The 20642-nt window shown below is 69.8% G+C and carries 21 protein-coding genes and 1 pseudogene; 8 read left to right on the top strand and 14 right to left on the bottom strand.

The window, feature by feature from the left end; all coding sequences use genetic code 11:
* Window positions 1-401 precede the first annotated feature (401 nt).
* Window positions 402-1598, top strand: coding sequence for an MFS transporter (locus AVAK2825_RS15795; protein WP_284400829.1), 1197 nt, complete (start codon window positions 402-404; stop codon window positions 1596-1598).
* A gap of 39 nt (window positions 1599-1637) precedes the next feature.
* On the opposite strand, the gene AVAK2825_RS15790 is transcribed toward AVAK2825_RS15795, so the two are convergent.
* Together AVAK2825_RS15790 and leuA are read right to left on the bottom strand one after the other, a co-directional pair.
* The gene (locus AVAK2825_RS15790) at window positions 1638-2312 is read right to left on the bottom strand and encodes an aspartate/glutamate racemase family protein (RefSeq protein WP_284400541.1); all 675 of its coding nucleotides are present in this window, start codon (window positions 2310-2312) and stop codon (window positions 1638-1640) included.
* A gap of 39 nt (window positions 2313-2351) precedes the next feature.
* Complete coding sequence (gene leuA / locus AVAK2825_RS15785) at window positions 2352-4049, bottom strand: 2-isopropylmalate synthase (protein WP_284400539.1); 1698 nt, start codon at window positions 4047-4049, stop codon at window positions 2352-2354.
* 433 nt (window positions 4050-4482) lie between these two features.
* Here leuA and AVAK2825_RS15780 point away from each other — a divergent pair, with 433 nt between their 5' ends.
* Window positions 4483-5637, top strand: a complete 1155-nt coding sequence (locus AVAK2825_RS15780) for an ABC transporter substrate-binding protein (RefSeq protein WP_284400536.1) — start codon at window positions 4483-4485, stop codon at window positions 5635-5637.
* A 57-nt stretch (window positions 5638-5694) separates the two neighbouring features.
* Here the strand turns inward: AVAK2825_RS15780 and AVAK2825_RS15775 are convergent, their stop codons facing one another.
* Both AVAK2825_RS15775 and AVAK2825_RS15770 read right to left on the bottom strand, forming a co-directional pair.
* Window positions 5695-6330, bottom strand: coding sequence for a 3'-5' exonuclease (locus tag AVAK2825_RS15775; protein ID WP_284400534.1), 636 nt, complete (start codon window positions 6328-6330; stop codon window positions 5695-5697).
* A 101-nt stretch (window positions 6331-6431) separates the two neighbouring features.
* Complete coding sequence (locus tag AVAK2825_RS15770) at window positions 6432-7391, bottom strand: LysR family transcriptional regulator (protein ID WP_284400532.1); 960 nt, start codon at window positions 7389-7391, stop codon at window positions 6432-6434.
* 145 nt (window positions 7392-7536) lie between these two features.
* Here AVAK2825_RS15770 and AVAK2825_RS15765 point away from each other — a divergent pair, with 145 nt between their 5' ends.
* A complete protein-coding gene (locus AVAK2825_RS15765; protein WP_272550243.1) occupies window positions 7537-8631 on the top strand; it encodes a tartrate dehydrogenase in 1095 nt (364 codons plus the stop codon).
* Between the two features lie 87 nt (window positions 8632-8718).
* Window positions 8719-9720: a Bug family tripartite tricarboxylate transporter substrate binding protein gene (locus tag AVAK2825_RS15760; RefSeq protein ID WP_284400530.1), complete on the top strand. Its 1002-nt coding sequence runs from the start codon at window positions 8719-8721 to the stop codon at window positions 9718-9720.
* 25 nt (window positions 9721-9745) lie between these two features.
* On the opposite strand, the gene AVAK2825_RS15755 is transcribed toward AVAK2825_RS15760, so the two are convergent.
* The 5 genes from AVAK2825_RS15755 to dinG form a co-directional block, all read right to left on the bottom strand.
* Entirely contained in the window at window positions 9746-10975 is a 1230-nt protein-coding gene (locus AVAK2825_RS15755) for an extracellular catalytic domain type 1 short-chain-length polyhydroxyalkanoate depolymerase (protein WP_284400529.1), read from the bottom strand.
* A gap of 214 nt (window positions 10976-11189) precedes the next feature.
* Window positions 11190-11609 carry a ribbon-helix-helix domain-containing protein gene (locus AVAK2825_RS15750; RefSeq protein ID WP_272566420.1) on the bottom strand — a complete coding sequence of 140 codons (420 nt, stop codon included), beginning with the start codon at window positions 11607-11609 and terminating at the stop codon, window positions 11190-11192.
* 119 nt (window positions 11610-11728) lie between these two features.
* Window positions 11729-11932 (bottom strand): hypothetical protein, encoded by a 204-nt coding sequence (locus AVAK2825_RS15745; protein ID WP_284400528.1) that lies wholly within the window; start codon window positions 11930-11932, stop codon window positions 11729-11731.
* A 64-nt stretch (window positions 11933-11996) separates the two neighbouring features.
* The gene (locus AVAK2825_RS15740) at window positions 11997-12506 is read right to left on the bottom strand and encodes a pyridoxamine 5'-phosphate oxidase family protein (RefSeq protein ID WP_284400527.1); all 510 of its coding nucleotides are present in this window, start codon (window positions 12504-12506) and stop codon (window positions 11997-11999) included.
* Window positions 12507-12696: 190 nt separating this feature from the next.
* Window positions 12697-14895, bottom strand: a complete 2199-nt coding sequence (gene dinG, locus AVAK2825_RS15735) for an ATP-dependent DNA helicase DinG (RefSeq protein ID WP_284400526.1) — start codon at window positions 14893-14895, stop codon at window positions 12697-12699.
* 130 nt (window positions 14896-15025) lie between these two features.
* Here dinG and AVAK2825_RS15730 point away from each other — a divergent pair, with 130 nt between their 5' ends.
* A complete protein-coding gene (locus AVAK2825_RS15730) occupies window positions 15026-15508 on the top strand; it encodes an OsmC family protein (protein WP_272566414.1) in 483 nt (160 codons plus the stop codon).
* 254 nt (window positions 15509-15762) lie between these two features.
* A complete protein-coding gene (locus tag AVAK2825_RS15725) occupies window positions 15763-16041 on the top strand; it encodes a hypothetical protein (RefSeq protein WP_284400525.1) in 279 nt (92 codons plus the stop codon).
* Between the two features lie 65 nt (window positions 16042-16106).
* Here AVAK2825_RS15725 and AVAK2825_RS15720 read toward each other — a convergent pair whose 3' ends face one another.
* The 4 genes from AVAK2825_RS15720 to AVAK2825_RS15705 form a co-directional block, all read right to left on the bottom strand.
* Complete coding sequence (locus tag AVAK2825_RS15720) at window positions 16107-17531, bottom strand: homoserine dehydrogenase (RefSeq protein WP_502870551.1); 1425 nt, start codon at window positions 17529-17531, stop codon at window positions 16107-16109.
* A 404-nt stretch (window positions 17532-17935) separates the two neighbouring features.
* Window positions 17936-18373 (bottom strand): OsmC family protein, encoded by a 438-nt coding sequence (locus AVAK2825_RS15715; RefSeq protein ID WP_284400522.1) that lies wholly within the window; start codon window positions 18371-18373, stop codon window positions 17936-17938.
* A 129-nt stretch (window positions 18374-18502) separates the two neighbouring features.
* Window positions 18503-18730 (bottom strand): ATP-binding protein, encoded by a 228-nt coding sequence (locus AVAK2825_RS15710; RefSeq protein ID WP_284400519.1) that lies wholly within the window; start codon window positions 18728-18730, stop codon window positions 18503-18505.
* A gap of 345 nt (window positions 18731-19075) precedes the next feature.
* On the bottom strand, window positions 19076-19447 hold the full coding sequence (locus tag AVAK2825_RS15705) for a hypothetical protein (RefSeq protein WP_284400516.1): 372 nt from the start codon (window positions 19445-19447) through the stop codon (window positions 19076-19078).
* Here AVAK2825_RS15705 and AVAK2825_RS15700 point away from each other — a divergent pair.
* Both AVAK2825_RS15700 and AVAK2825_RS15695 read left to right on the top strand, forming a co-directional pair.
* A pseudogene (locus AVAK2825_RS15700) lies at window positions 19434-19616 on the top strand (IS3 family transposase); the annotation flags it as partial. The gene AVAK2825_RS15705 and the pseudogene AVAK2825_RS15700 sit on opposite strands and share 14 nt — an antisense overlap.
* Window positions 19617-19890: 274 nt before the next feature.
* On the top strand, window positions 19891-20370 hold the full coding sequence (locus tag AVAK2825_RS15695; protein WP_284400514.1) for a GNAT family N-acetyltransferase: 480 nt from the start codon (window positions 19891-19893) through the stop codon (window positions 20368-20370).
* Window positions 20371-20432: 62 nt separating this feature from the next.
* Here the strand turns inward: AVAK2825_RS15695 and AVAK2825_RS15690 are convergent.
* The coding region (locus AVAK2825_RS15690) for a hypothetical protein (RefSeq protein ID WP_284400512.1) at window positions 20433-20642 on the bottom strand (210 nt) is incomplete at its 5' end.

Below are 20642 nucleotides of genomic sequence, written 5' to 3'. Positions count from 1 at the left end.
CGGGCCGGGAGAAGGGGGAGTGGTTCACGGTGGGCGCGGCTCTGGGCAGGGAAACCCACCATGATAGGCCACGCCCCCGGCGCGGGCCGTCCGCAGGGCCACCCGGCCCCTGCTGCCGGGCGGGGGGCGGTCCGGCGGTGGTCCGGAAAACCATTCGCTCCTGATTTGATAGCAAACAGGACAATGAATCCGCCGGCATGAAGGCCTTTTTGGCCTGCAACGGCGAAAACGGGTTCGCCAGGCCGTCAATGCCTGCGCGGTGGCGCCGGTTCCGGCCTGCGGGCGATGGGCGAGAATCGCGGCTTTGGCTTCAGGCCCTCAGCGCACCCACCGTGCCGGATTCCTCCACCCACCTTCCAGGTCCAGGCGCCACCGCCTCGCCCCCGTCCAACGCCACCGCCATGACGCCGCTGGAGCGCCGCTCCAGCCTCGCGCTGGCGCTGATCTTCGCGCTGCGCATGCTGGGGCTGTTCCTCGTGCTGCCCGTGTTCGCGCTCGAAGCGCGCAAATATCCGGGCGGCGACGATCCCGCGCTCGTCGGCCTGGCCATGGGCATCTACGGCCTCACACAGGCGGTGCTGCAGCTGCCGCTGGGCATGGCGTCCGACCGCTTCGGGCGCAAGCGCGTGATCGTGCTGGGCCTGGCCGTGTTCGCCGCCGGCAGCCTGCTGGCGGCGCTGGCCGACTCGCTCACTGGGCTGCTGGCCGGCCGGGCGCTGCAGGGCGCGGGCGCGGTGTCGGCCGCCGTGACGGCGCTGCTGGCCGACCAGACGCGCGATGCCGTGCGCACCAAGGCCATGGCGCTGGTGGGCGGCAGCATCGGGCTGATGTTCGCCGTGGCGCTCGTCGCGGCCCCCGTGCTGGCCGCGCACATCGGCCTGGCGGGCCTGTTCGGGCTGACCTGCGTACTGGCGCTGGGCGGCATCGCCGTGGTGCTGTGGGTGGTGCCGCCCGAGCCCGCGCGCCATGCCGACGCCCCGCGCGGGCGCCTGGCCGAGGTGTGGCGCCATGCCGACCTGCTGCGGCTGAACCTGGGCGTGTTCGTGCTGCACACGGTGCAGATGGCCATGTGGGTGGCCGTGCCCGCGCTGCTGGTGCAGGCGGGGCTGCCCAAGGCCGCGCATTGGCAGGTGTACCTGCCCGCCGTGGTGCTGTCGTTCGCCATGATGGGCGGGCTGTTCGCGCTGGAGCGGCGCGGCCGCCTGCGCGAGTCGCTGCTGGCCGCCATCGGGCTGGTGCTGCTGGTGCAGCTGGGCCTGGGCGGCGTGGCCGCGGCCGGCGCCGTGCCCGCGCTGTGGGCGCTGGGGCTGCTGCTGTTCGTGTTCTTTTGCGGCTTCAACGCGCTGGAGGCCAGCCAGCCCAGCCTGGTCTCGCGCATGGCGCCGCCGCACCTGCGCGGCGCGGCCCTGGGCACCTACAACACGCTGCAGTCGCTGGGCCTGTTCGCCGGGGGGGCCCTGGGCGGCGCGCTGGCCAAGTGGGCCGGCACGCCGCAGCTCTTTGCCGTGACGGCGTTGCTGTGCGCGGTGTGGCTGGCTGCCAGCTGGGGCCTGCGGCCGGTGGGCCGGCAGGCGGGCGGCGCGCCGGCGGGGCACTGAGCGCGCCCGAGCCGCACGGCCTGTCCACCTTTTTTCTTTTCAGCCCAGCCGCTGGCGCAGCCGTGCGACGGCGCTGTGCACGGTGGTGAACACCGGCAGCCCCGTGGCCGCCTCGCACGCGCCCCGGGCGCGCGCCATGCTGAATTGCGCGAGCGCGATGCGGCGGCAGCCCTGCGCCTGCAGCGCGCGCGCCTGCTCGGCGATGAGCCGGTCGTGCAGCGCTGCATCGCCCCGGTTCAGCGCGTCGAGGGCGCCGTCGGCCAGGGCCGTGCGCAGCGCCACGTGCGCGGGAAACTCCGGCGGCATGGAGGCCAGCGTGGGCGCGAAGGTGGCGATCAGGCCCACAGCCCCTTCGCCGGGGGCCTGCGCGATGTCGTCCACCATGGCCTCGTTGGGCTTGAGCACCGGCAGCCCCGCATGCCGGCGCGCCACCGCCTCGATGCACGGCCCGAAGGCCGAGCAGGTGAACAGCAGCGCGTGTGCGCCCGTGCCCACGGCGTAGTCCGCCAGCCGCAGGAACCGGTCGTGCATGGCCGCATCCAGCCCCGCACCCGAGCGCGCCAGGTCGGCCGAGAGGCTGTCGTCCAGCAGGTTCATGCGCAGCGCCTCGGGCCACTGCTGCGCGAAGGCGGCGTTGATGGGTTCGACGGAATGCGGCAGGGCATGGATCAGCGCGATGCGCGGGGGGTTGGGCTTGGTAGGTGATGGGCACATGGCGACGGACACCGCTGGGCTGACTTTCCCGGCCAAGCCTCAAGCCTCGCTCGGAACGCCAGCCGCAGCCGGCACTGCCTGCCGGCGCTGCGCCAGCCGGTTGGCCGCGCTCACCACCGCATGCACCGACGCCGTGACGATGTTGTGGTGCAGGCCCACGCCGAAGGTCGCGCCGGGCACGCCGTCGAGGGCCGCCTCCACGATGGCCAGGGCCTGCGCATCGGCGCCGGAGCCGGTCGCGCGCTCCTCGTAGCCGTGCACGCGCAGCGGCAGGCCCAGGGCGTCCACCGTGGCGTCGATCGGGCCGTTGCCCTGGCCCTGCAGGGTCTGGCGCGCGCCGTCGATGGTCACGTCCAGCTCGATGCCGCGGCCGTCGTCGGCCAGCCGGTGGGCATGGCAGACGATGGCGCCGGGCACGCCCGCGGGGGTCTCGAGGTAGGTGGCCTGGAACAGCGACCACAGCGTGGCGCCGGTCATCTCGGTCTCGCTGGCATCGGTCTGGCGCTGCACCACGGCACTGAACTCCACCTGCATGCGGCGCGGCATGACCACGCCGCGCTCGCGCTCCAGCAGGAAGGCGATGCCGCCCTTGCCCGACTGGCTGTTGACGCGGATCACGCTGTCGTAGGTGCGGCCGAGGTCCGCCGGGTCGATGGGCAGGTAGGGCACCTGCCACAGGCCCTCGGGGTCGTGGGCGGCGAAGCCCTTCTTGATCGCGTCCTGGTGCGAGCCCGAGAACGAGGTGAACACCAGGTCGCCCACGTACGGGTGGCGCGGGTGCACGGGCAGCGCGGTGCATTCCTCGGCCACGCGCGCCACGGCGTTGATGTCGGAGAAGTCGAGCCCCGGATGCACGCCCTGCGTGTAGAGGTTGAGCGCCACCGTCACCACGTCGAGGTTGCCGCTGCGCTCGCCATTGCCGAAGAGGCAGCCTTCCACGCGCTGGGCGCCGGCCATCATGGCCAGCTCGGCCGCCGCCACGCCGGTGCCGCGGTCGTTGTGCGGGTGCACCGAGAGCACGATGTGCTCGCGGGGGCTCAGGCGCCGGTGCATCCACTCGATCTGGTCGGCGAACACGTTGGGGGTGGCGTTTTCCACCGTGGTGGGCAGGTTGATGATGATCTCGCGACCCGGGCCCACGCCCCAGGCGGCGATGGCGGTCTGGCAGGCTTCGAGCGAGACTTCCAGCTCGGTCGCGCTGAAGGTTTCGGGCGAATACTGCAGCGTCCAGCGGGTTTCGGGCTGGGCATCGGTCAGGCGCTTCAGGTGCGAGACGTGCTGGTCGATGAACGCCATCACCTGCGTCACGTTCATGCCGAACACCACGCGGCGCCACACGGGGGCGGTGGCGTTGTACAGATGCACGATGGCGCGCGGCGCGCCGCGCACGGCCTCGACGGTGCGCTCGATGAGGTCGGCGCGCGACTGCGTCATGACCATCAGGGTCACGTCGTCGGGCACGAGGTTCTCGTCGATGAGGCGGCGCACGAAGTCGTAGTCGGTCTGCGATGCGGCGGGAAAGCCCACCTCGATTTCCTTGAAGCCGATGCGCACGAGCTCGTGGAACAGCTTCATCTTGCGCTCGCCGTTCATCGGCTCGAACAGCGCCTGGTTGCCGTCGCGCAGGTCGGTGGACAACCAGATAGGGGCGCGGGTGATGGTCTTGGAAGGCCAGGTGCGGTCGGCCAGCGCGATGGGGGCGATGGGCTGGTACTTGGTAGCGGGCTTGGAAATCATGAGAGGCTCCACGAACGGTGTGTGCCGCGCTGCAAGGCAGCGCTGGGGCACGGGTCGAATCAACGGTGAACGGTGAACGACATCCCCTGCAGCCCTCCACCATGGGTGGAGGCTGGTTCGCGGGCCGGGGTCAGGGGGAAATCGGTGTTGCGCTTTTAGGCAACGGTGACGGCGAACGCAGGCAGACCCCGGCCAGGCACTAGGCCTAGCGATAGCGGGGATAGCAGCAGATTGCGTTGCATAGCGGCAAATCCTAGCACAGGACGATCAAATCCCGTCCACAGGGGTCCAACCGCCACAAAAACTGATTAACAATAGGTCATACATTTCGCACGTTCTTGCATTTGCAGGGGCGTGCCGGTTCTTCTGCATCGGTTCGTCCGGGCGCGTTGGCGCCCTTCTCTGCTGTCTGCCCTCCACAGGAGCACGTTCCATGAAACGCCGTGTATTCACCACCCGCCTGGGCGCCTCGCTGGCCCTTCCCTGGATCGGCTCTGCCGCCCGCGCGGCCCCTCACGTCATCGTCGGCATGGTGGCGCCGCTGACCGGAGGCAATGCCGCCGAAGTGGGCAAGCAGGTGGTGCTGGGGGTGGAAACCTACTTTGCCGAAGCGCAAAAGAGCCAGGCGTTTCCCGGCCTGGAGGTGCGGCTCGTCGTGGAAGACGATGAATTCAAGCCCGAGAAGACGCTGGCCGGCGCCCGCAAGCTGCTGGCCATGAAGCCCGCCGCGCTGATCTCTTTCGCCACCAGCAACACCCAGGCGCTGATCGAGGCGAAGCTGCCGCAGGACAGCGGCGTGCCGCTGTTTCCCACGCGCTCGGGCTCGCAGGTCATCCGCGAGCCGGTGAACCCCTACGTCTTTCACGTGCGCGCCGGCTACAGCACGGAGCTGACCAAGCTGGTCGCACAGATGGGCGACGCCATCGGCATGACCAAGTTCGCGGCGCTCTACCAGAACGACGCCTATGGCGAAAAGGGCCTGGAGGCGCTCACGGCGGCCCTGTCGCAGCGCAAGCTGGCACTGGTCGCCAAGGAGCCCTACGAGCGCACCTCGTCGGACATCCAGCCCGCGCTGGCCAAACTGCTCAAGGCCGATGCGCAGGTGATCGTGATGGTGGCGGGCCAAGCCGCGGGCAGCGCCTTCGTGAAGGCCTACCGCGCAGCCGGCGGGCATGCGCAGGTGGTCGGCATCTCCGACCTCGACCCCGTGAAGCTGGTGGATGCCGTGGGCGCGGAAAACGCCCGCGGCGTGGGCATGACACAGGTGTTCCCGGCGCTCACCAACCAGTCGATTCCGGTGGTGCGCGAATTCCGCCAGGCCATGCAGGCAGCGCAGCAGAGCGCCAGCATCGCCTCGCTGGCGGCGTTCGAAGGCTTCCTCGTGGCCAAGACCATCGGCCAGGGGATCAAGGCCGTGCCGCGCAGCAGCAGTGGGGGCGTGGATGGCCGGGCGCTGGCCGAGACGCTGTCGCGCCTGCCGCGCATCGATCTGGGCGGCTACGAGGTGTCGTTCCTGAACAACCGGCGCGAAGGCAGCCTGTTCACGGAGATCGCCATCCTCGACAGCTTCGGGCGCGCGCGCTACTGACCAAAGCCGGGGCCCCTGAGCCCAGGGCATCCCCGCGAAACGAGGCCCGGAGCGGTGCTAAACGCCCGCGATGGCCTTCGCCACCGCCGCGCCGTGCTGCGCGAACCACTTGCCCAACGCGGGCCGCGCGCAGCGCTGCAGGCCCATGAGCAGGGCATGCGCGGGGTCGGCCACCCCCCAGCGGGTGCGCAGGTCGTGCTGGATGCGGCCCAGCAGCGCCGCGGCCATCTCCGCATCGGCCAGGGCTCGGTGGGCGCGTTCCGCCAGCGGCAGATCCAGGTGGCCGACGATGCTGCCGAGCTTGTGGCTGGGCGCCTCCGGGTACAGGCGACGCGACAGCAGCACGGTGCACGCGAAGGCGTGGGGCGCCGGAAGGTCCGCACACTGCAACTCGGCCGCCCAGAACTTGCTGTCGAACGATGCGTTGTGCGCCACCATGGGCGTGTCGCCCACAAAGCGCGCCGCCTCCCGCATGACCTGCGCCGCATCGGGTGCGGCGGCCACCATGGCGTTGGTGATGCCCGTCAGCTGCGTGATGAACGGCGGAATCCACGCGCCGGCGTTCATCAGGCTCTGAAAGCGGTCCACCACCTGGCCGTTGTCCAGCAGCACGATGGCCACTTCGGTCGCCCGCGCGCCCTGGCCGGGCGAGATGCCCGTGGTTTCGAAATCGATGACGGCGATGAGGGACATGGCGGGGCGGCAAAGGGGTCGGCGTGCGGAATGCCCGCATTTTCGGCGAAGTGCCCGGACCGGCCGGCGCGAAGGCGCCGCCACGGCCGCGCGGCACAGACTCACTCCGTGTCGCCGTCCCCGCCGCGGGCCCGGCCCCGGTCCGACAGCGCCTGCGCCACGAAATCGACGAAGGCCCGCACCCGCGCCGCGGACTGGTGGCGCTGCGGGTACACGGCGTGGATGTCGGCATCGGGCGTGCTGTAGGCGGGCAGCACCGGCACCAGTTGCCCGCTGCGCAGGTGGCGCTCGATGTCCCACTCGGCCCGCATCAGGATGCCGTGCCCTTCCAGGGCCCAGCGCACGGCGATCTCGCCGTCGTTGGTGGTGAGGCTGCCGCGCGTCTTCACCGACTCGGTGACCGCATGGCGCCCGCGGCCGCGCGTGAGCCGCCACACGCCGTAGGCCTCCTCGCCCTGGCGGATGCCCAGGCAGTTGTGGTGTACCAGGTCGTTGGGCACCTTCGGCGTGCCGTGGCGCGCCAGGTAGTCGGGCGATGCGCACAGCAACCGCCGGTTGTGCGCCAGGTGCCTGGCGATCACGCGCGCCTCGGGCGGCGCGCCGAATCGGATGCACACGTCGAACGCATCGTCGGTGAGCGCGGGCGGGTTCACGGACAGCTGCAGTTGCACCTGTACCTGCGGGTGCAGGCGCGCGAAGCGCGAGATGAGCGGCGCGATGTGACGGCGCCCGAACCCCAGCGTGGCATTCACCCGCAGCAGGCCCTTCGGCGTCGCGCGCGACAGGCCCAGCAACTCTTCCAGGTCGTGGATCTCGCCCAGGATGCGGCGCGCGTGCGCCAGGTACAGCTCGCCCTCGGGCGTGAGACCCATGCGGCGCGTCGTGCGGTTGACCAGCGGCACGCCCACGCGCGCCTCCATCAGCGCCAGGTGCTTGCTGACGGCCGGCGTGGTGATGCCCAGCTCGCGCGCGGCGGCGCTCAAGCTGCCGCAACTGGCCAGCACCGAGAAAAACCCCAGGTCGGCCGGCTGGATGGCGGGAAGGGCGTGGGCGGCAGGCATGGGCAGGCAGCAGGAAAAAAGAGTGGTGGGGCGGGCCGCTGGATTGTTGAATCCAGGTGAACAATGGTTTCACTATAGCCCCGCGCCGAAAGGCCGGCGGTGCCTAGAGTGGCGCGGTCCCCAACGCTTTTCGACCGAACCACCCATGACCACCTACGCCATCGCCACCATTCCCGGAGACGGGATCGGCAAGGAAGTGATTCCCGCCGGCCGCCAGGTCCTGCAGGCCCTGGCCGCCACCGACGACACGCTGCGCTTCGAGTTCGAAGACTTCGACTGGGGCGGCGACCACTACCGCGCGCACGGCGCCATGATGCCGGCCGACGGGCTGGACGCCCTGCGCGGCAAGGACGCCATCCTGTTCGGCTCGGCGGGCGATCCGCACATTCCTGACCACATCACCCTGTGGGGCCTGCGCCTGAAGATCTGCCAGGGCTTCGACCAGTACGCCAACGTGCGGCCCACGCGCATCCTGCCGGGCATCGACGGCCCGCTCAAGCGCTGCACGCCCGAGCAGCTGGACTGGGTGATCGTGCGCGAGAACTCGGAGGGCGAATACTCCGGCGTGGGTGGCCGGGTGCACCAGGGCCACCCGATCGAGGCCGCCACCGACGTGTCGATCATGACGCGCGTGGGCGTGGAGCGCATCCTGCGCTACGCCTTCCAGCTCGCCCGGTCGCGCCCGCGACGGCAGCTCACCGTGATCACCAAGAGCAACGCCCAGCGCCACGCGATGGTGATGTGGGACGAGATCGCGCTGGAGGTCTCTCGCGACTTTCCCGACGTGGCCTGGGACAAGGAACTGGTGGACGCCGCCACGGCCCGCATGGTGAACCGCCCGGCCACGCTGGACACCATCGTCGCCACCAACCTGCATGCCGACATCCTGAGCGACCTGGCCGCCGCACTGGCGGGCAGCCTGGGCATCGCACCGACCGGCAACATCGATCCCGAGCGGCGCTATCCCTCGATGTTCGAGCCCATCCACGGGTCGGCTTTCGACATCATGGGCCAGGGCCTGGCGAACCCGGTGGGCACGTTCTGGTCGGCCGTGATGCTGCTCGAACACCTGGGCGAGGCGGACGCCGCCCGGCGCCTGATGCGGGCCATCGAACACGTCACCGCGGACCCGGCCCTGCACACGCGGGACCTGGGCGGCCAGGCCACCACGGCCCAGGTCACGCAGGCGGTGTGCGACCACCTGGCCGGCACCCGCCAGGCGCAGCGGCTGGCCGCCTGAGTTCCCTCTCTCATTCCTTCCTTCGCCCGACCGCGTAGCGGCGGGCCATCCCCCAGGCGCCGCAGAGCGCTCTCCCAGGAGACCAGCATGGCCCCGAAACTTTTCCCCGCGCGCCGGCGGCGGCAGGTGCTGCTGCACGCTTTCGCGGCCGCCCTCCCGGTGCTGGCCAGCGGCAGCGCCCTCGCCCAGGCCGCCTGGCCCACCAAGACCATCAGCCTGACGGTGCCCTTTCCCGCCGGCGGCACCACCGACGTGCTGGCGCGGGCGCTGGCCGACCGGCTGACGGTGTCGCTCGGCCAGCCCGTCATCGTGGAAAGCCGCCCGGGGGCCGGCGCCACCATCGGCGTCGACTACGTGGCCCGGTCCAAGCCCGACGGCTATACCCTGCTGATGGGCGCGGTGCACCACACCATCGCCACCAGCGTGTACAAGAAACTGCCCTACGACTTCCAGAAGGACCTGGCCCCCATCACCACGGTGGCGCTGGTGCCCAACGTGCTGGTCGTCCACGCCGACAACCCGGCCAGGACCGTGGCCGACCTGGTGGCACAGGCCAGGGCGCAGCCGGGCAAGCTGACCTTCGGCTCCAACGGCAACGGGACCGCGCAGCACCTGATCGGCACGCAGTTCCAGGGCCTCACCGGCACGTCGCTGGGCCACATTCCCTACAAGGGCAGCGGCCCGCTGGCCACCGACCTGCTGGGCGGCCAGATCACCATGTCGTTCGACACCATCACGCCCGTGCTGCCGCACATCAAGGCCGGCAAGCTGCGGGCGCTGGCGGTGTCCACCCTCCAGCGCTCCTCGGCCCTGCCCGAGGTGCCCACGCTGGACGAGGCGGGCCTGAAAGGCTTCGACCTGGGCACGTGGTTCGGCGTGCTCGCCCCGGCGGCCACGCCCCGGGACATCCTGGACCGGCTGAACGCCGAGATGGTGAAGGTGATCCAGTCACCGGAGTTCCGCAAGCGCATGGCCGACATCGGCGCCGAGCCGGTGGGCAACACCCGCGAGCAGATGGCCCAGCAGATCCGCAGCGAAACCGAGCGCTTCGCCCGGCTGGTGGCGGACGCGAAGGTGGTGATCGACTGACGCCACCACCGCGCCTTGCGCCCGATCAGCCGGCGGCGCGGGGGTGCTCCAGGAAGAACCGCAGCATCTGCGCCGTCGCGTCCACCCCGCGCGGATCGGTGTAGCTGCCCCGCGCGTGGCCCCCGGCCCAGGCATGGCCCGCGCCGTTCAATTGCCAGTGCTCGGCCACCACCGCGCCCGGGCCGCTGCCCGGTGCGGCGCGGTACACGGTGCGCGTGTAGCGCTGGCCGCCGGGGCTCTGGCCGGTTTCGGCCTCGGGCCGGGCACCGGGCGCGGACCGCAGCGCCGCGGCCAGCAGCTGCTCGCCATTGCGGGCGTGCACCGTCTCGTCGGCATCGCCGTGGAACACGATGAGCGGCGGGGCACCGGCCCCGCCCTCGCGGGCGGGGGATGCCGGGCCGGGCGTGCCCTTGGCGCCGTTCTTCATGGCCGACAGCGCGCCCATCACGTTGTGCGCGGCGCCGGCCTGCAGGCCCGAATGCACGCCCACGGCCGCGAACACGTCGGGGTATTCGCGCGCCAGCAGCGCGGCCATGGCCCCGCCGGCGGACAGGCCCGCCACGTACACGCGGCGGGCATCCACGGGGTGGCGCGCCATCGCATCGCGCACCATGGCGACCAGCGTGGCGGGCTCGCCGTGGCCGCGCTGCTGGTCCTGCGGACGGAACCAGTTCCAGCAGCCGTGGGCGTTGGCGCCCTGGGCCTGCGCGGGGTACAGCACGAGCGCGTTCGCGGGCGCAGCGGCCTCGTTCATGCCGGTGCCGAGGGCGAAGTCCTGCGGGTTCTGCGTGCAGCCGTGCAGCATGAGCACCAGCGGCATCGGCGTGCCCGCGGCCGCGCCGGGGGGCACACTGAGGTAGTAGTGGTCCTGCGGCGCGCCGGCCGGGCCGGCGAAGGCCACCCGCGTAAAACTGCCGGGGGCTTCGGCTCTCGCGTTGCGAGGCGATGGCGATGGCGATGGCCGGTGCGCGTCAGGCGCCGGGGCGGCCGGCCGGTCGACCACCACCGCATCTTCCACGTCGGGCGCGCCGAAGGGGGCCTTCCATGCCGCGGCGGGGCTGCTGGGTGCCGCGCCGAAGCGCTCGCGCCAGGCCGCCACACGGCCGGCGGCAGCGCTCCCCGCCGCGGTGGCTGCGGCCGTGCCTTGGCCGGCCAGGGCCTGCTGGATGGCGCGGGTGGCGTCGGCGAGTTGGCCGGTGCGCATCAGCGGGGTGACTTCGTTCAGAAGCTGCTTGACCTTCTTGTTCCAGTCCATGGGGAATCCTTTCGAAAAGCGGGCCGCGGGGGCCCTGGCGTGCGGGGGCGGCATCGGGCCCCCAAGGGCGCTGCGTGCCGCGTTCGTCTCGTCGTGTCTCTTGTCTCGCCGCCGCCTTCGAATCGGGCCGGTCTGCCATGGTGGTCCGGTCGCCAGCGCCGAAGGCGCGGGTCCGTCCCTTGTCGTCGTGTCCACCGGCGCGTGCCGGTGGGTGTCAGCCGATGCGGCCGACCAGCGCGGCCTTGACCGCCGCGCTGGCGTGCAGCGCCCCCAGCACATGGACCGAGGCGATGGTCGCCTGGGCCAATGCAGGGGGCACGTCGTCGTCGATGGTGCACAGGCCCAGCACGCGGATCTCCAGCGTCTGCCCTGCGGCCTGGACGGCCTCCAGTTCGGCCCGTCCGAACCGCTGCAGCCCCAGCACCAGCGTCTTGCGGGCCACCACCTGCCGCACCGCATCGGCCTGGGCGACCAGCTGGTTGCGGATCGCGGTGCGGATGAAGTCCGTGCGGTTCGAATAGAACCCCTCGGACACCAGCAGGTCGATGTGGCCCAGGTCCACGTACCCCAGATTGATCGTCACCTTCTCCGAATCGGGAACCTTGTTGATGCGCTCAAGTGCCGTCGTTGCCATAAAAACCTCGTTTTTCCATCCCATTGGATGGTAAATGGATGTTCCATGGAATCTTTCAAGGGCATCTGCGCGAAATAAAGGGGCCCGAAGGCCCCTGTCGTTGCCAGGGTGCAGCGGCTTCAGCCGGCGCCGCGCCCGCCCCCGCTGCCTGCCGCGCCCTGGCGCGACTGCACCTGGTTGCCGCTGCCGATGTGGGCATCACGGTCGTTCCGGCTTTCCGGCGTGCGCTGGGCTTCGTTCTTTTGGGTGGGCTCCTGGTTGCCTTGGCGGTTGTGGTCGTTTTCCACTTTGCCCTTGCCGGGCTCCTGCTTGTCGTTGGCCATGGTGTGTCTCCTTGCGAACGGGGGAATGAAACGATGGGATCGATGGGGGGCGAAAAAGCCGCCCTCAGGACAGCGACAGTTCCTTGTGCTCGCCCATGTCCTTGGGCGGGTTGCCCGTGACGGCCGCCTTGGCCATCTTGAACAGCTGGGTCATCTTGCTTTCCTTGACGTCCCAGTACTCGGCGTGGCTGATGTGGATGGCCAGCAGCACCAGGTTGGGGTCGTTCACGCCGTCCGGAAACCAGGCCTTCGCCATGGGCGACCACAGCGCCTCTTTCTTGGCGATGTCTTCGATGAAGCCGGCCGCGCCGGACAGCGAAACATAGCTGTCCTTCTCGGGGTTGGAGTAGGTCACGTTGACCTGGCTGTCCGAGCGCAGGCGCTCGAACAGCTCTCCGTCGCGCGGGATGAAGAAGAACAGCTGCGACTGCTCGTCGATGTCCTTGTTCTGCGTGGTCAGCGGGTGGGCATGCAGCATGCCGCTGGCGGCGCGGTGCGTGAGCATGCCGAAGCGGATGTCCTTGATCAGCCGCCACAGCGTGGCGTGGGGGGAGGTGGTGTCGTCGTTGCTCATGGGTGTCTCCGGCAAGCAGGGAAGGAGGCCGAACGCCGCGCGAAGAGGGCGCGCGGCGCGGGAGGGAGGTCCCAATGTAGGGGGGCCCTGCTGCGCCCACGGTCGGCTCGCGGCCCGGGGCCCTGTGGGGCATGTCCGACATCTCCGCGCGGGCCGCCGGGGCCGGCCGGCCCGCGCCTGCGGGTCAGGCTCAGGCCGCCGGGCGCCGCTCCAGCGCAAACGGCGGCAACCCCTTCAACAGCCGCTGTCCATACGACGTGCGCACCAGCCGCTTGTCGTAGCAGTACACGTGAGCGCGGTCTTCCTCCGTTCGGATCGCGCGGCCCACCCACTGCGCCAGGCGGATGGCCGTGGCCGGCACCACCAGTTCGCTGAACGGGTCGCGCCCCGCGGCCCGCAGCCATTCGGCGCGCGACTCGCCCACCGGGTCGTCGGGCGGCGCGAACGGCAGCTTGGTGATGAACAGCGATTCGCACAGCGCGCCCGGCAGGTCCAGCCCCTCGCCGAACGACTGCATGCCGAAGATGATGGACGGCTCGCCGTTCGCCACGCGCTCGCGGTGGCGCGCCAGCAGCTGGGTGCGGGGCAGCGCGGTCTGCACCAGCACGCTGGCGCGCATGGCGGTGGGCAGCGCATCGACGGCCTGGCGCATCTGGTCGCGCGAGGTGAAGAGCACCAGCGCGCCGGACTCGACCATGGCCAGGTCGGTCAGCAGCGCATCCACCATCTCGGCGGTGAAGGCCTGGGCCTCGCGCGGGTCGGCCACGGTCTCGGTGGCGATCAGCGTGCCCTGCAGCGCGTAGTCGAACGGGCTGGGCACCTCCAGGGTGATGACGGTCTCGTCGCCGAACAGCCCCGCCTCGCGCAGGAAGAAGTCGAACTGCCCGCAGCTCGTCAGCGTGGCCGAGGTGAGCACCGCCCCGCGCACGGCCGACCACAGGTGGTGGCGCAGCGCGTTGCCCGGCAGGATGGGGCTGGCGTGCGCCTTCACGACGATGAAGTCGCCCTCCACCTCCAGCGTGAACCATTTGGCGGCGGGCACCGCGCCCTCGGGCGCGTCCTGCAGCAGCAGTTGCGCGGTGGCGTGCACGCCCTCCAGCCGGGGCGCAAGCGCGCCGACCTGGGCATAGAGCGTGGACAGGCGCCGCGCCTCGTCGGGCTTGTCGCGGATCTCGGCGCGCAGGGCCTTGGCGATGGCGCGCAGTGCGTTCAGAAAGCCCTCGGCGTGGTGCGCCATCTGGCCCAGCGGCTCCACCAGCGCCTCGGGCAGCACGCCGCCGGCCACGCGGGCCCGGGTGGGCATGCCGGGCGCCTGCGGGCGGGCGCGGCCGCCCCAGGCCGGCCTGGGGGCGCGCAGCTGCTCGCCGTACACGTCCATCACCAGCCGGGCCACGTCCTGCAGCGCGGCGCGCAGGCGCGCGGAATGGTTGGGGATGTCGGCGATCTCCTCCACCTCGACCAGCGCGCCGATGCGCAGCGCGCGGCTGGCCAGGCGGTCGATCCAGGTCAGGCGGGACAGGTCGGCCTCGCACGCGAACTGGTCGAGCGCGGTCGCGGGCAGGTGGTGCGCCTCGTCCAGCACCAGCAGGCAGTTGTCCAGCTCGGGCAGCAGCCGCGCGCCCAGCGAGGACAGCAGCAGGTCGTGGTTGGCCACGATGACCTGCGCGGCCACCAGCGCCTTGCGCCGGTCGTAATAGGTGCACTGGCTGAAGGCCGGGCAGTGCTTGCCGGTGCAGGAGCTGGCCTCGGCCGCCACGGGGCTCCACACCTCGGACTCGGGCGGCACCTCCAGGCTGTCGCGGTCGCCGTCCCAGGCGCCCTTGGCGAGCACGTCGGCCATGGTGGCGTAGAACTTCATGCGCGCCTCGGTCTCCTGGCGCGGGCGCGCGGCGCGGGTGGCGGCCTCTTCCTCGGCGAAAAGGTCCTCCTCCTCCGGCGAATGGGCCTCGCCCGTGCCGGCGAGCCGCTCCAGCTTGAGCTTGCACACATAGCGCCCGCGGCCCTTGGCCAGGGCGAACTTGAAGGGCTGCTCCATGCGCGCGGCCAGGGCAGGCAGGTCCTTGTTGACGAGCTGCTCCTGCAGCGCCACCGTGGCCGTGGAGATCAGCACCCGCGTGCCGCGCGAGATCGCCATGGCGATGGCCGGCACGCTGTAGGCCAGCGACTTGCCGACCCCCGTGCCCGCCTGCACGACGGCGATGGAGCGCGTGGGCGGCGGCGCCTCGCCGTCGGGCCCCTCCTCCACCTTGCCCAGCTGCGCCACGCTGAAGGTGTGCGCCACCTGCTCGGCCATGCGCCGCTGGCCGGCGCGGCTGCGGAACCCCTCGGTGGCGCCCACCACCGCATCGAAAGACTGCAGGGCCTGCGCGGCCCATTCCTGTTGAGACATACAGTAGTGTGGCATGCCCGGGCCGGCCCCGGAAACGGTTCGGGTTCTCGGCAGGGCACGGCCGGAGGTCCCTAAACTCCCGGGGCGTCCCTTGTTCCCCACCCCTCCAACCGACCGAAACGAGACCCCCATGGCAGAACACCTGGCCTCCATCACCTGGCAGCGCGGCAGCGACGCCTTCCTGGACCGGCGCTACCACCGCGCCCACCAATGGCAGTTCGACGGCGGGGCCACCGTGGCCGCGTCGTCCTCGCCGCACGTCGTGCCCCTGCCTTACTCCGACGCAGCTGCGGTGGACCCGGAAGAGGCCTTCGTCGCGGCGCTGTCGAGCTGCCACATGCTGTGGTTCCTGGACCTGGCCTGCCGCGACGGCTGGCGCGTGGACCACTACCGCGACGACGCCGTGGGCACGATGGCGCCGGACGACCAGGGCCGCCCCGTGGTCGCCCACGTGCAGCTGCGCCCCGTCACCCGCTTCGACCCCGCCCACGCGCCCAGCCAGGAGGCGCTGGAGGCGCTGCACCACCGGGCGCACGCGGCGTGCTTTCTCGCCAACTCGGTCCGCACGCGCATCGACTGCGCGCCCGTGCTGGAAACGGCGGACGCGGCCTGAGGGGCTTCGATCCCGCCGTGGATTGCGCGCGGGGCCGCCACCGCCGCGGCGGGCGGCCGCGTGCCGAAGCACCACCCGGTTGCTATTCAATTAATAGCAATACGCCCTAGTATTGATTGCGCCAGCGGCCTGAAAGGCTTCAAATCGCCCCCGCCGTCGCCGGCTGTGCGCACCCGCCTACAGACGCCGCCCGAGGGCTTTCCTAGCATCGAGGCCATGCCTTTCCGGCACAGCCACACGACAGGAGCCCCGCAATGTCCACCCCCCGCGATTCCCTTTCCGAGACCCCGGTGCCCGAGCGCAAGGAGCGCCGCGTCGACACCACGCAGTCACACCCCGCCCCTGACGCCGACAGCAAGAACCCCGACGGCCCCGAGCCCCGCCTGCCGCACGAGCGCGATCAGGCGGTGGAGATGACCGGCGGCGAGCCATCCGAAGAGATGCAGCAGGCCTACAAGGACGTGCAGCGCGGCCTGCAGGACACCGACCGCGGCAAGCCGGCCCACGAGGCCTACCAGAAGCAAAAGCGCTGAGCGGACGGCGGGGCCGCGCACTCGCGCCGCCGCCGCAGCAGCAGACCCCTCGCCCGCCCCCGTCGTCACTCCAGCATTTCCACCCGCAGCCGCACCGGCGCCTGCACGCACAGGCCCGGCACCTCGCGCAGTTGCTCCAGTACCGCCTGCACCTGCGCATCGGCGGCCTCGTGCGTGAGTGCCAGCACCTGGTCCACGGCTGCATCGCCCTGCGCAGCCACTACGGCGTGCACCTTCAGCGATTGCACCGCCACCCCAGCGCGCGCCAGGTGCTCCGACACCACCCCAATGGCATCCGCCCGCCCCGCCGCCACTGGCACGCGCAGGTAATGCCGCGTGCGCACATCCCCGATGGACTTCACCGCCCGGTCCTGCTGCGCATGCGGATGGAACGCCAGGTGCGGCACGCGGTGCGCGGCGCTGCCGTCGGCCGCCAGGCGCGCCACGTCCACCAGATCGGCCACCACAGCCGACGCGGTGGGCTCGGAGCCCGCGCCCGCGCCGTAGTACATCGTCACGCCACAGGCGTCGCCCTTGACCAGCACCGCGTTCATCGACCCGTCCACCTGCGCCAGCAGGTGCCGTGCAGGCACCAGGGCGGGGTGCACACGCAGCTCCACGCCCTGGTCTTCGCCCTCGCCCGCCTCCAGATTCCGGCGCGCCATGCCCAGCAGCTTGATGCGAAAGCCCAGCGCTTGGGCGCACGCCACGTCGATCGCCTGCAGCCCGCGGATGCCCTCCACGTGCGCCCGCTCGAAGCGCACCGGCATGCCGAACGCGTTGGCCGCCAGCAGCGTGGCCTTGTGCGCGGCGTCCACGCCGTCCACGTCGAACGATGGGTCGGCCTCGGCATAGCCCAGCGCCTGCGCCTGGCCGAGCGCTGCCGCGAAGTCCAGCCCCTCGTCGCGCATCTGGGTCAGGATGAAATTGGTGGTGCCGTTGATGATGCCGGCCACCCACTCGATGCGGTTGGCCGTGAGGCCCTCGCGCAGCGCTTTGACGATGGGGATGCTCACCGCCACCGCGCCCTCGTAGGCCACTGCCACGCCGCGCTGCTGCGCCGCCGCGAAGATCTCGTTGCCGTGCACCGCCAGCAGCGCCTTGTTGGCCGTCACCACGTGCTTGCCGTGGGCGATGGCCGCCAGCACCCAATCGCGCGCCGGGCCGGTGCCGCCAGCGGCTTCCACCACCACGTCCACGCCGGGGTGGGTCGCCACGCGCATCGGGTCGTCCGTCAGCTCCACGCCCTCGGCGCCGTCCAGCACGGCCGCGGCCCGCGCCAGGTTGCGCGCCGCCACGGCCACGATCTCGATGCCCCGGCCCGCGCGCCCCGCAATGGCGGCCTGGTTGCGGCGCAGCACCCGCCAGGTGCCGGCGCCCACCGTGCCGATGCCGATCATCCCCACGCGCAGCGGACGCTGCATGGGGATGGGCGCGCGGGCCTCGCCAGGGCCGGCGGACCAGGGACTCAGGTGGGGGTCGTTGAACATGCTCACACTCTCCAGAAACGGGCCACAAAACGGCCAACAAAAAACCCAGCTGCCAGGCTGGGTTCGTTCGGGGAGGGAATGACACCAGGTGGCCGCCGGGACGGCCACCCTGCACCAAGGCTAGGTCGCCGCGGTGGTAATGGTGGTAATCATTCGTGCGTTCATCCGGGCCCGCGCGGTGGCGGGCAGCACCGCGGCGCGACCCGGACGGGCAACGCGAGCGACGGTGGCAAAGGAAGAACGGCACGACATGGGCGGCAAGTGTACAGGACGCGATGCACGCCCCACAACCGCTGCCCAAATGCTATTTAATTGATAGCAATATGCCCTAGTATCGCTTGTGCTGAAGGCCATTTCGGCTCCAACGCGCGGCGCCGGCCGCGCGGGCGGCACAGCACCTGCCGTCAGGCCTGGAGCGTGGCGGTCAGCGTGATCTCGGGCACGCTCGCCAGGGCCTTGGACAGCGGGCAGTTCGCCTTGGCCTCGGCGGCGATCTTCTGGAACTGCGCCTCGTCCACGCCCGGCACCTTGGCCGTCAGCGTGAGGGCGATGCGGTCGATCTTGAAGCCCTCGCCCTCCTTGGCCAGCCGCACCTTGGCGGTGGTGTCGAGGGTCTCGGTCGAGATGCCGGCCTTCTCGCAGGCAAACGCGAAGGCCATCGTGAAGCAGGCCGCGTGCGCCGCGCCCACGATCTCTTCCGGATTGGTGCCCGTGCGGTCGTCGCCGAAGCGGCTGCCGAAGCCATAGGGGTGCTGCTTGAGTGCGCCGGTCTCGGTGCTGATCTGGCCCTGGCCGGTCTTGCCAGCGCCTTCCCAATGGACGGATGCGGATTTTTCGGACATGCGGTGCTCCTTGTGCGGTGAACAACAAAACAAACAAGACGCGATCACAACATGCATGGAACCGATCGCGGGTGGGCCCAGCGCCCCGACGCCTGACGCGATTTGTCCTACAGCACCCGCGGGCAGCCCTCAGCCGGTGCGCACCATGCCGATCGCATCGAACGGACAGCGCACCGCACACAGCGCGCACCCCGTGCAGGCCGGCGCATCGTGCAGCACCGACTGCTTGTGCCCCCACGGCTGCGGGCCCGGCACCTGCAGCGACAGGACATGCGGCGGGCACACGGCCACGCACCAGCCGCAGCCGGTGCAGCGGGCGGGATCGATGCGGGGCAGGGCCTTGCGCGGGGCGTTCATCGCAAAACGAAGAAGAAAAGAAAACGGAGAAGAAGCGGAAGGGACGTTCGGGATCTTGCCGCTTCCTACCGTGCAGGCACAAGCAGGTAGCCCCCTTCGAATCGGGGAGACTGGGTGTCCACGCGCACGCAGGTCCTCGGCCGACCCTGGTGAGTGCACTGAGCGACCTCCAGTCCCGCGCCCGCCTTTCTGAGCCGATCCATGTCGGCCAACAGCGTCTGCCGCTCGGCGCGCAGTTCCTTCAGCTCTCTTTCGGTCGGCGAGCCTTGCAAGCCAACGACATTGGCAGATCAGTAGGAAAGGCGCTAGAAATCATTCCCACGAACCTGCAAAGATCCCACACCATTACTGGCCGAGTTCGCTCAATTGCTCGAGGAAGCTCGTGCTGAAACCTTTCAGGTACTGGGTATACCTCTGCTCGTGTTCACTGCTGTGCGATGCCGCTTTCGCGCGGACGATCTGGTCGATCAGCTCCTGTTGCAGCACCTCGTCCTTCAGGATGGCTTTGGCGATAGCGGCTGTGTCGTTGCCCGATTGCAAAGCTGCATCCCTGCCCAGCAAGTAGGCGCCAGCCAATTCAGGGCTGTAGTCGGCGGCGGCTTCTATCAACTCCGGCTCCCTCTCGTAGAGCCGATCCATGTTGTCGGCGGCGGCGTAGCTCTGTGCGATGAACAACTGAATCGCCCCGGCTGAACCAGACACCTTCCAACTGCTCAAGCGCGAGCGCATCCGCAGGCGGGTCTACGACACCCGTGACGATGCGCGAACTGATGTCTTCAACCACATTGAAATGTTCTACAACTCAAAGCGCCGACATTCATCGGCGGCGGGACTATCACCTGTAGAGTTCGAACAGCAACATTCCCAACGGATCAAAAGTGTCTAGGAAATGCCGGGGCGATTCATTACTGGTGGAATCCGCCAAGTCTGGATGGTCGTCAGGGACGATCCTCAGTCAGTGTCTTACGACTTTCAGACAGCGTCTTTTGGCGCTTGTTGGGGCCCAGATGCGTTAACGGGTCAATACACTGACCTCGGCTTCAGAGACCAAAATCCGTTTGAAATGTTCATTGCTTGAACTCAGCTCTTGGTTCTTGTCGGCTCGTAAGCTCTGAGCTTCTGCGGCAGAATTAGGCCAGGTGCCGACATCTGATGAGTTCATGAAAATCCAAGTCCGAACCGCGAAGGAAAGCGATGCAATTGCCGCTTGCAACGTCATTCGGAGCTCCATCCTGCGATGCTGTGCTGAAGATCACCGCAACGATGCAAAGCTGCTTGAAGGATGGCTTCACAACAAAACTCCCGAGTTCGTACTCCGATGCATCCTCGATCCCACGGCGTATTCGGTTGTCGCCAGCATGGACGAGGAAATAGTCGGCTTCGGGTCTGCATTGGACACGGGCGAGGTGACGCTTTGCTATGTTGCGCCTTCCATGATTTTCAAAGGGGTGGGTAAAGCGTTGCTTACGGCCCTCGAAGAGCACGCGGCACTCGCGGGTGTCGATGCGCTGCACCTCGACAGCACCCGCACGGCAAGAGCGTTCTATCTCCGCAATGGGTTCATGGCTGAGGTTCCGCCGGTCCAGGCCTTTGGCATGGAGGGGCAACCGATGCGAAAAGAACTACTAGGTAGAGGCTAGCTGCGCGCGCAGCTTCCCAGACAGAATTCGCCCAGCAGCCGACCGTCGAGCTAGTGATGCCTTCAGCCGCATTGACGCTTGCCGAACTGCATAAATTCCTCGTGGTGATAAACAAGAGCCCAGTTGTTTGCTTCAGACCAGACGGTTAGGGAAGGTCTGCATAAATCGCCCCACGACATGCTTGGCATGGAGATGAAGCCCTGAGACGATACGTCACATGAAGCAGCACAGCCTGGGCTTGGGAATGACGGCGAAGCGAACGCGGCGGCGGG

The organism is Acidovorax sp. SUPP2825 (assembly GCF_030158995.1).
In the GTDB taxonomy this organism is placed as follows: Bacteria; Pseudomonadota; Gammaproteobacteria; order Burkholderiales; family Burkholderiaceae_C; genus Paracidovorax.
Note: the sequence above shows the minus strand (reverse complement) of the source record. Positions and strands in the feature narration are given on the sequence as shown.

Coding starts and splice junctions, on each gene's coding strand:
- AVAK2825_RS15745 (WP_284400528.1), bottom strand. CDS start 11,932: ATGGCCAACGACAAGCAGGAGCCCGGCAAGGGCAAAGTGGAAAACGAC.
- AVAK2825_RS15795 (WP_284400829.1), top strand. CDS start 402: ATGACGCCGCTGGAGCGCCGCTCCAGCCTCGCGCTGGCGCTGATCTTC.
- AVAK2825_RS15755 (WP_284400529.1), bottom strand. CDS start 10,975: ATGGACTGGAACAAGAAGGTCAAGCAGCTTCTGAACGAAGTCACCCCG.
- AVAK2825_RS15780 (WP_284400536.1), top strand. CDS start 4,483: ATGAAACGCCGTGTATTCACCACCCGCCTGGGCGCCTCGCTGGCCCTT.
- AVAK2825_RS15725 (WP_284400525.1), top strand. CDS start 15,763: ATGTCCACCCCCCGCGATTCCCTTTCCGAGACCCCGGTGCCCGAGCGC.
- AVAK2825_RS15720 (WP_502870551.1), bottom strand. CDS start 17,531: ATGTTCAACGACCCCCACCTGAGTCCCTGGTCCGCCGGCCCTGGCGAG.
- dinG (WP_284400526.1), bottom strand. CDS start 14,895: ATGTCTCAACAGGAATGGGCCGCGCAGGCCCTGCAGTCTTTCGATGCG.
- AVAK2825_RS15695 (WP_284400514.1), top strand. CDS start 19,891: ATGAAAATCCAAGTCCGAACCGCGAAGGAAAGCGATGCAATTGCCGCT.
- AVAK2825_RS15740 (WP_284400527.1), bottom strand. CDS start 12,506: ATGAGCAACGACGACACCACCTCCCCCCACGCCACGCTGTGGCGGCTG.
- AVAK2825_RS15750 (WP_272566420.1), bottom strand. CDS start 11,609: ATGGCAACGACGGCACTTGAGCGCATCAACAAGGTTCCCGATTCGGAG.
- AVAK2825_RS15730 (WP_272566414.1), top strand. CDS start 15,026: ATGGCAGAACACCTGGCCTCCATCACCTGGCAGCGCGGCAGCGACGCC.
- AVAK2825_RS15710 (WP_284400519.1), bottom strand. CDS start 18,730: ATGAACGCCCCGCGCAAGGCCCTGCCCCGCATCGATCCCGCCCGCTGC.
- AVAK2825_RS15765 (WP_272550243.1), top strand. CDS start 7,537: ATGACCACCTACGCCATCGCCACCATTCCCGGAGACGGGATCGGCAAG.
- AVAK2825_RS15775 (WP_284400534.1), bottom strand. CDS start 6,330: ATGTCCCTCATCGCCGTCATCGATTTCGAAACCACGGGCATCTCGCCC.
- leuA (WP_284400539.1), bottom strand. CDS start 4,049: ATGATTTCCAAGCCCGCTACCAAGTACCAGCCCATCGCCCCCATCGCG.
- AVAK2825_RS15790 (WP_284400541.1), bottom strand. CDS start 2,312: ATGTGCCCATCACCTACCAAGCCCAACCCCCCGCGCATCGCGCTGATC.
- AVAK2825_RS15770 (WP_284400532.1), bottom strand. CDS start 7,391: ATGCCTGCCGCCCACGCCCTTCCCGCCATCCAGCCGGCCGACCTGGGG.
- AVAK2825_RS15715 (WP_284400522.1), bottom strand. CDS start 18,373: ATGTCCGAAAAATCCGCATCCGTCCATTGGGAAGGCGCTGGCAAGACC.
- AVAK2825_RS15760 (WP_284400530.1), top strand. CDS start 8,719: ATGGCCCCGAAACTTTTCCCCGCGCGCCGGCGGCGGCAGGTGCTGCTG.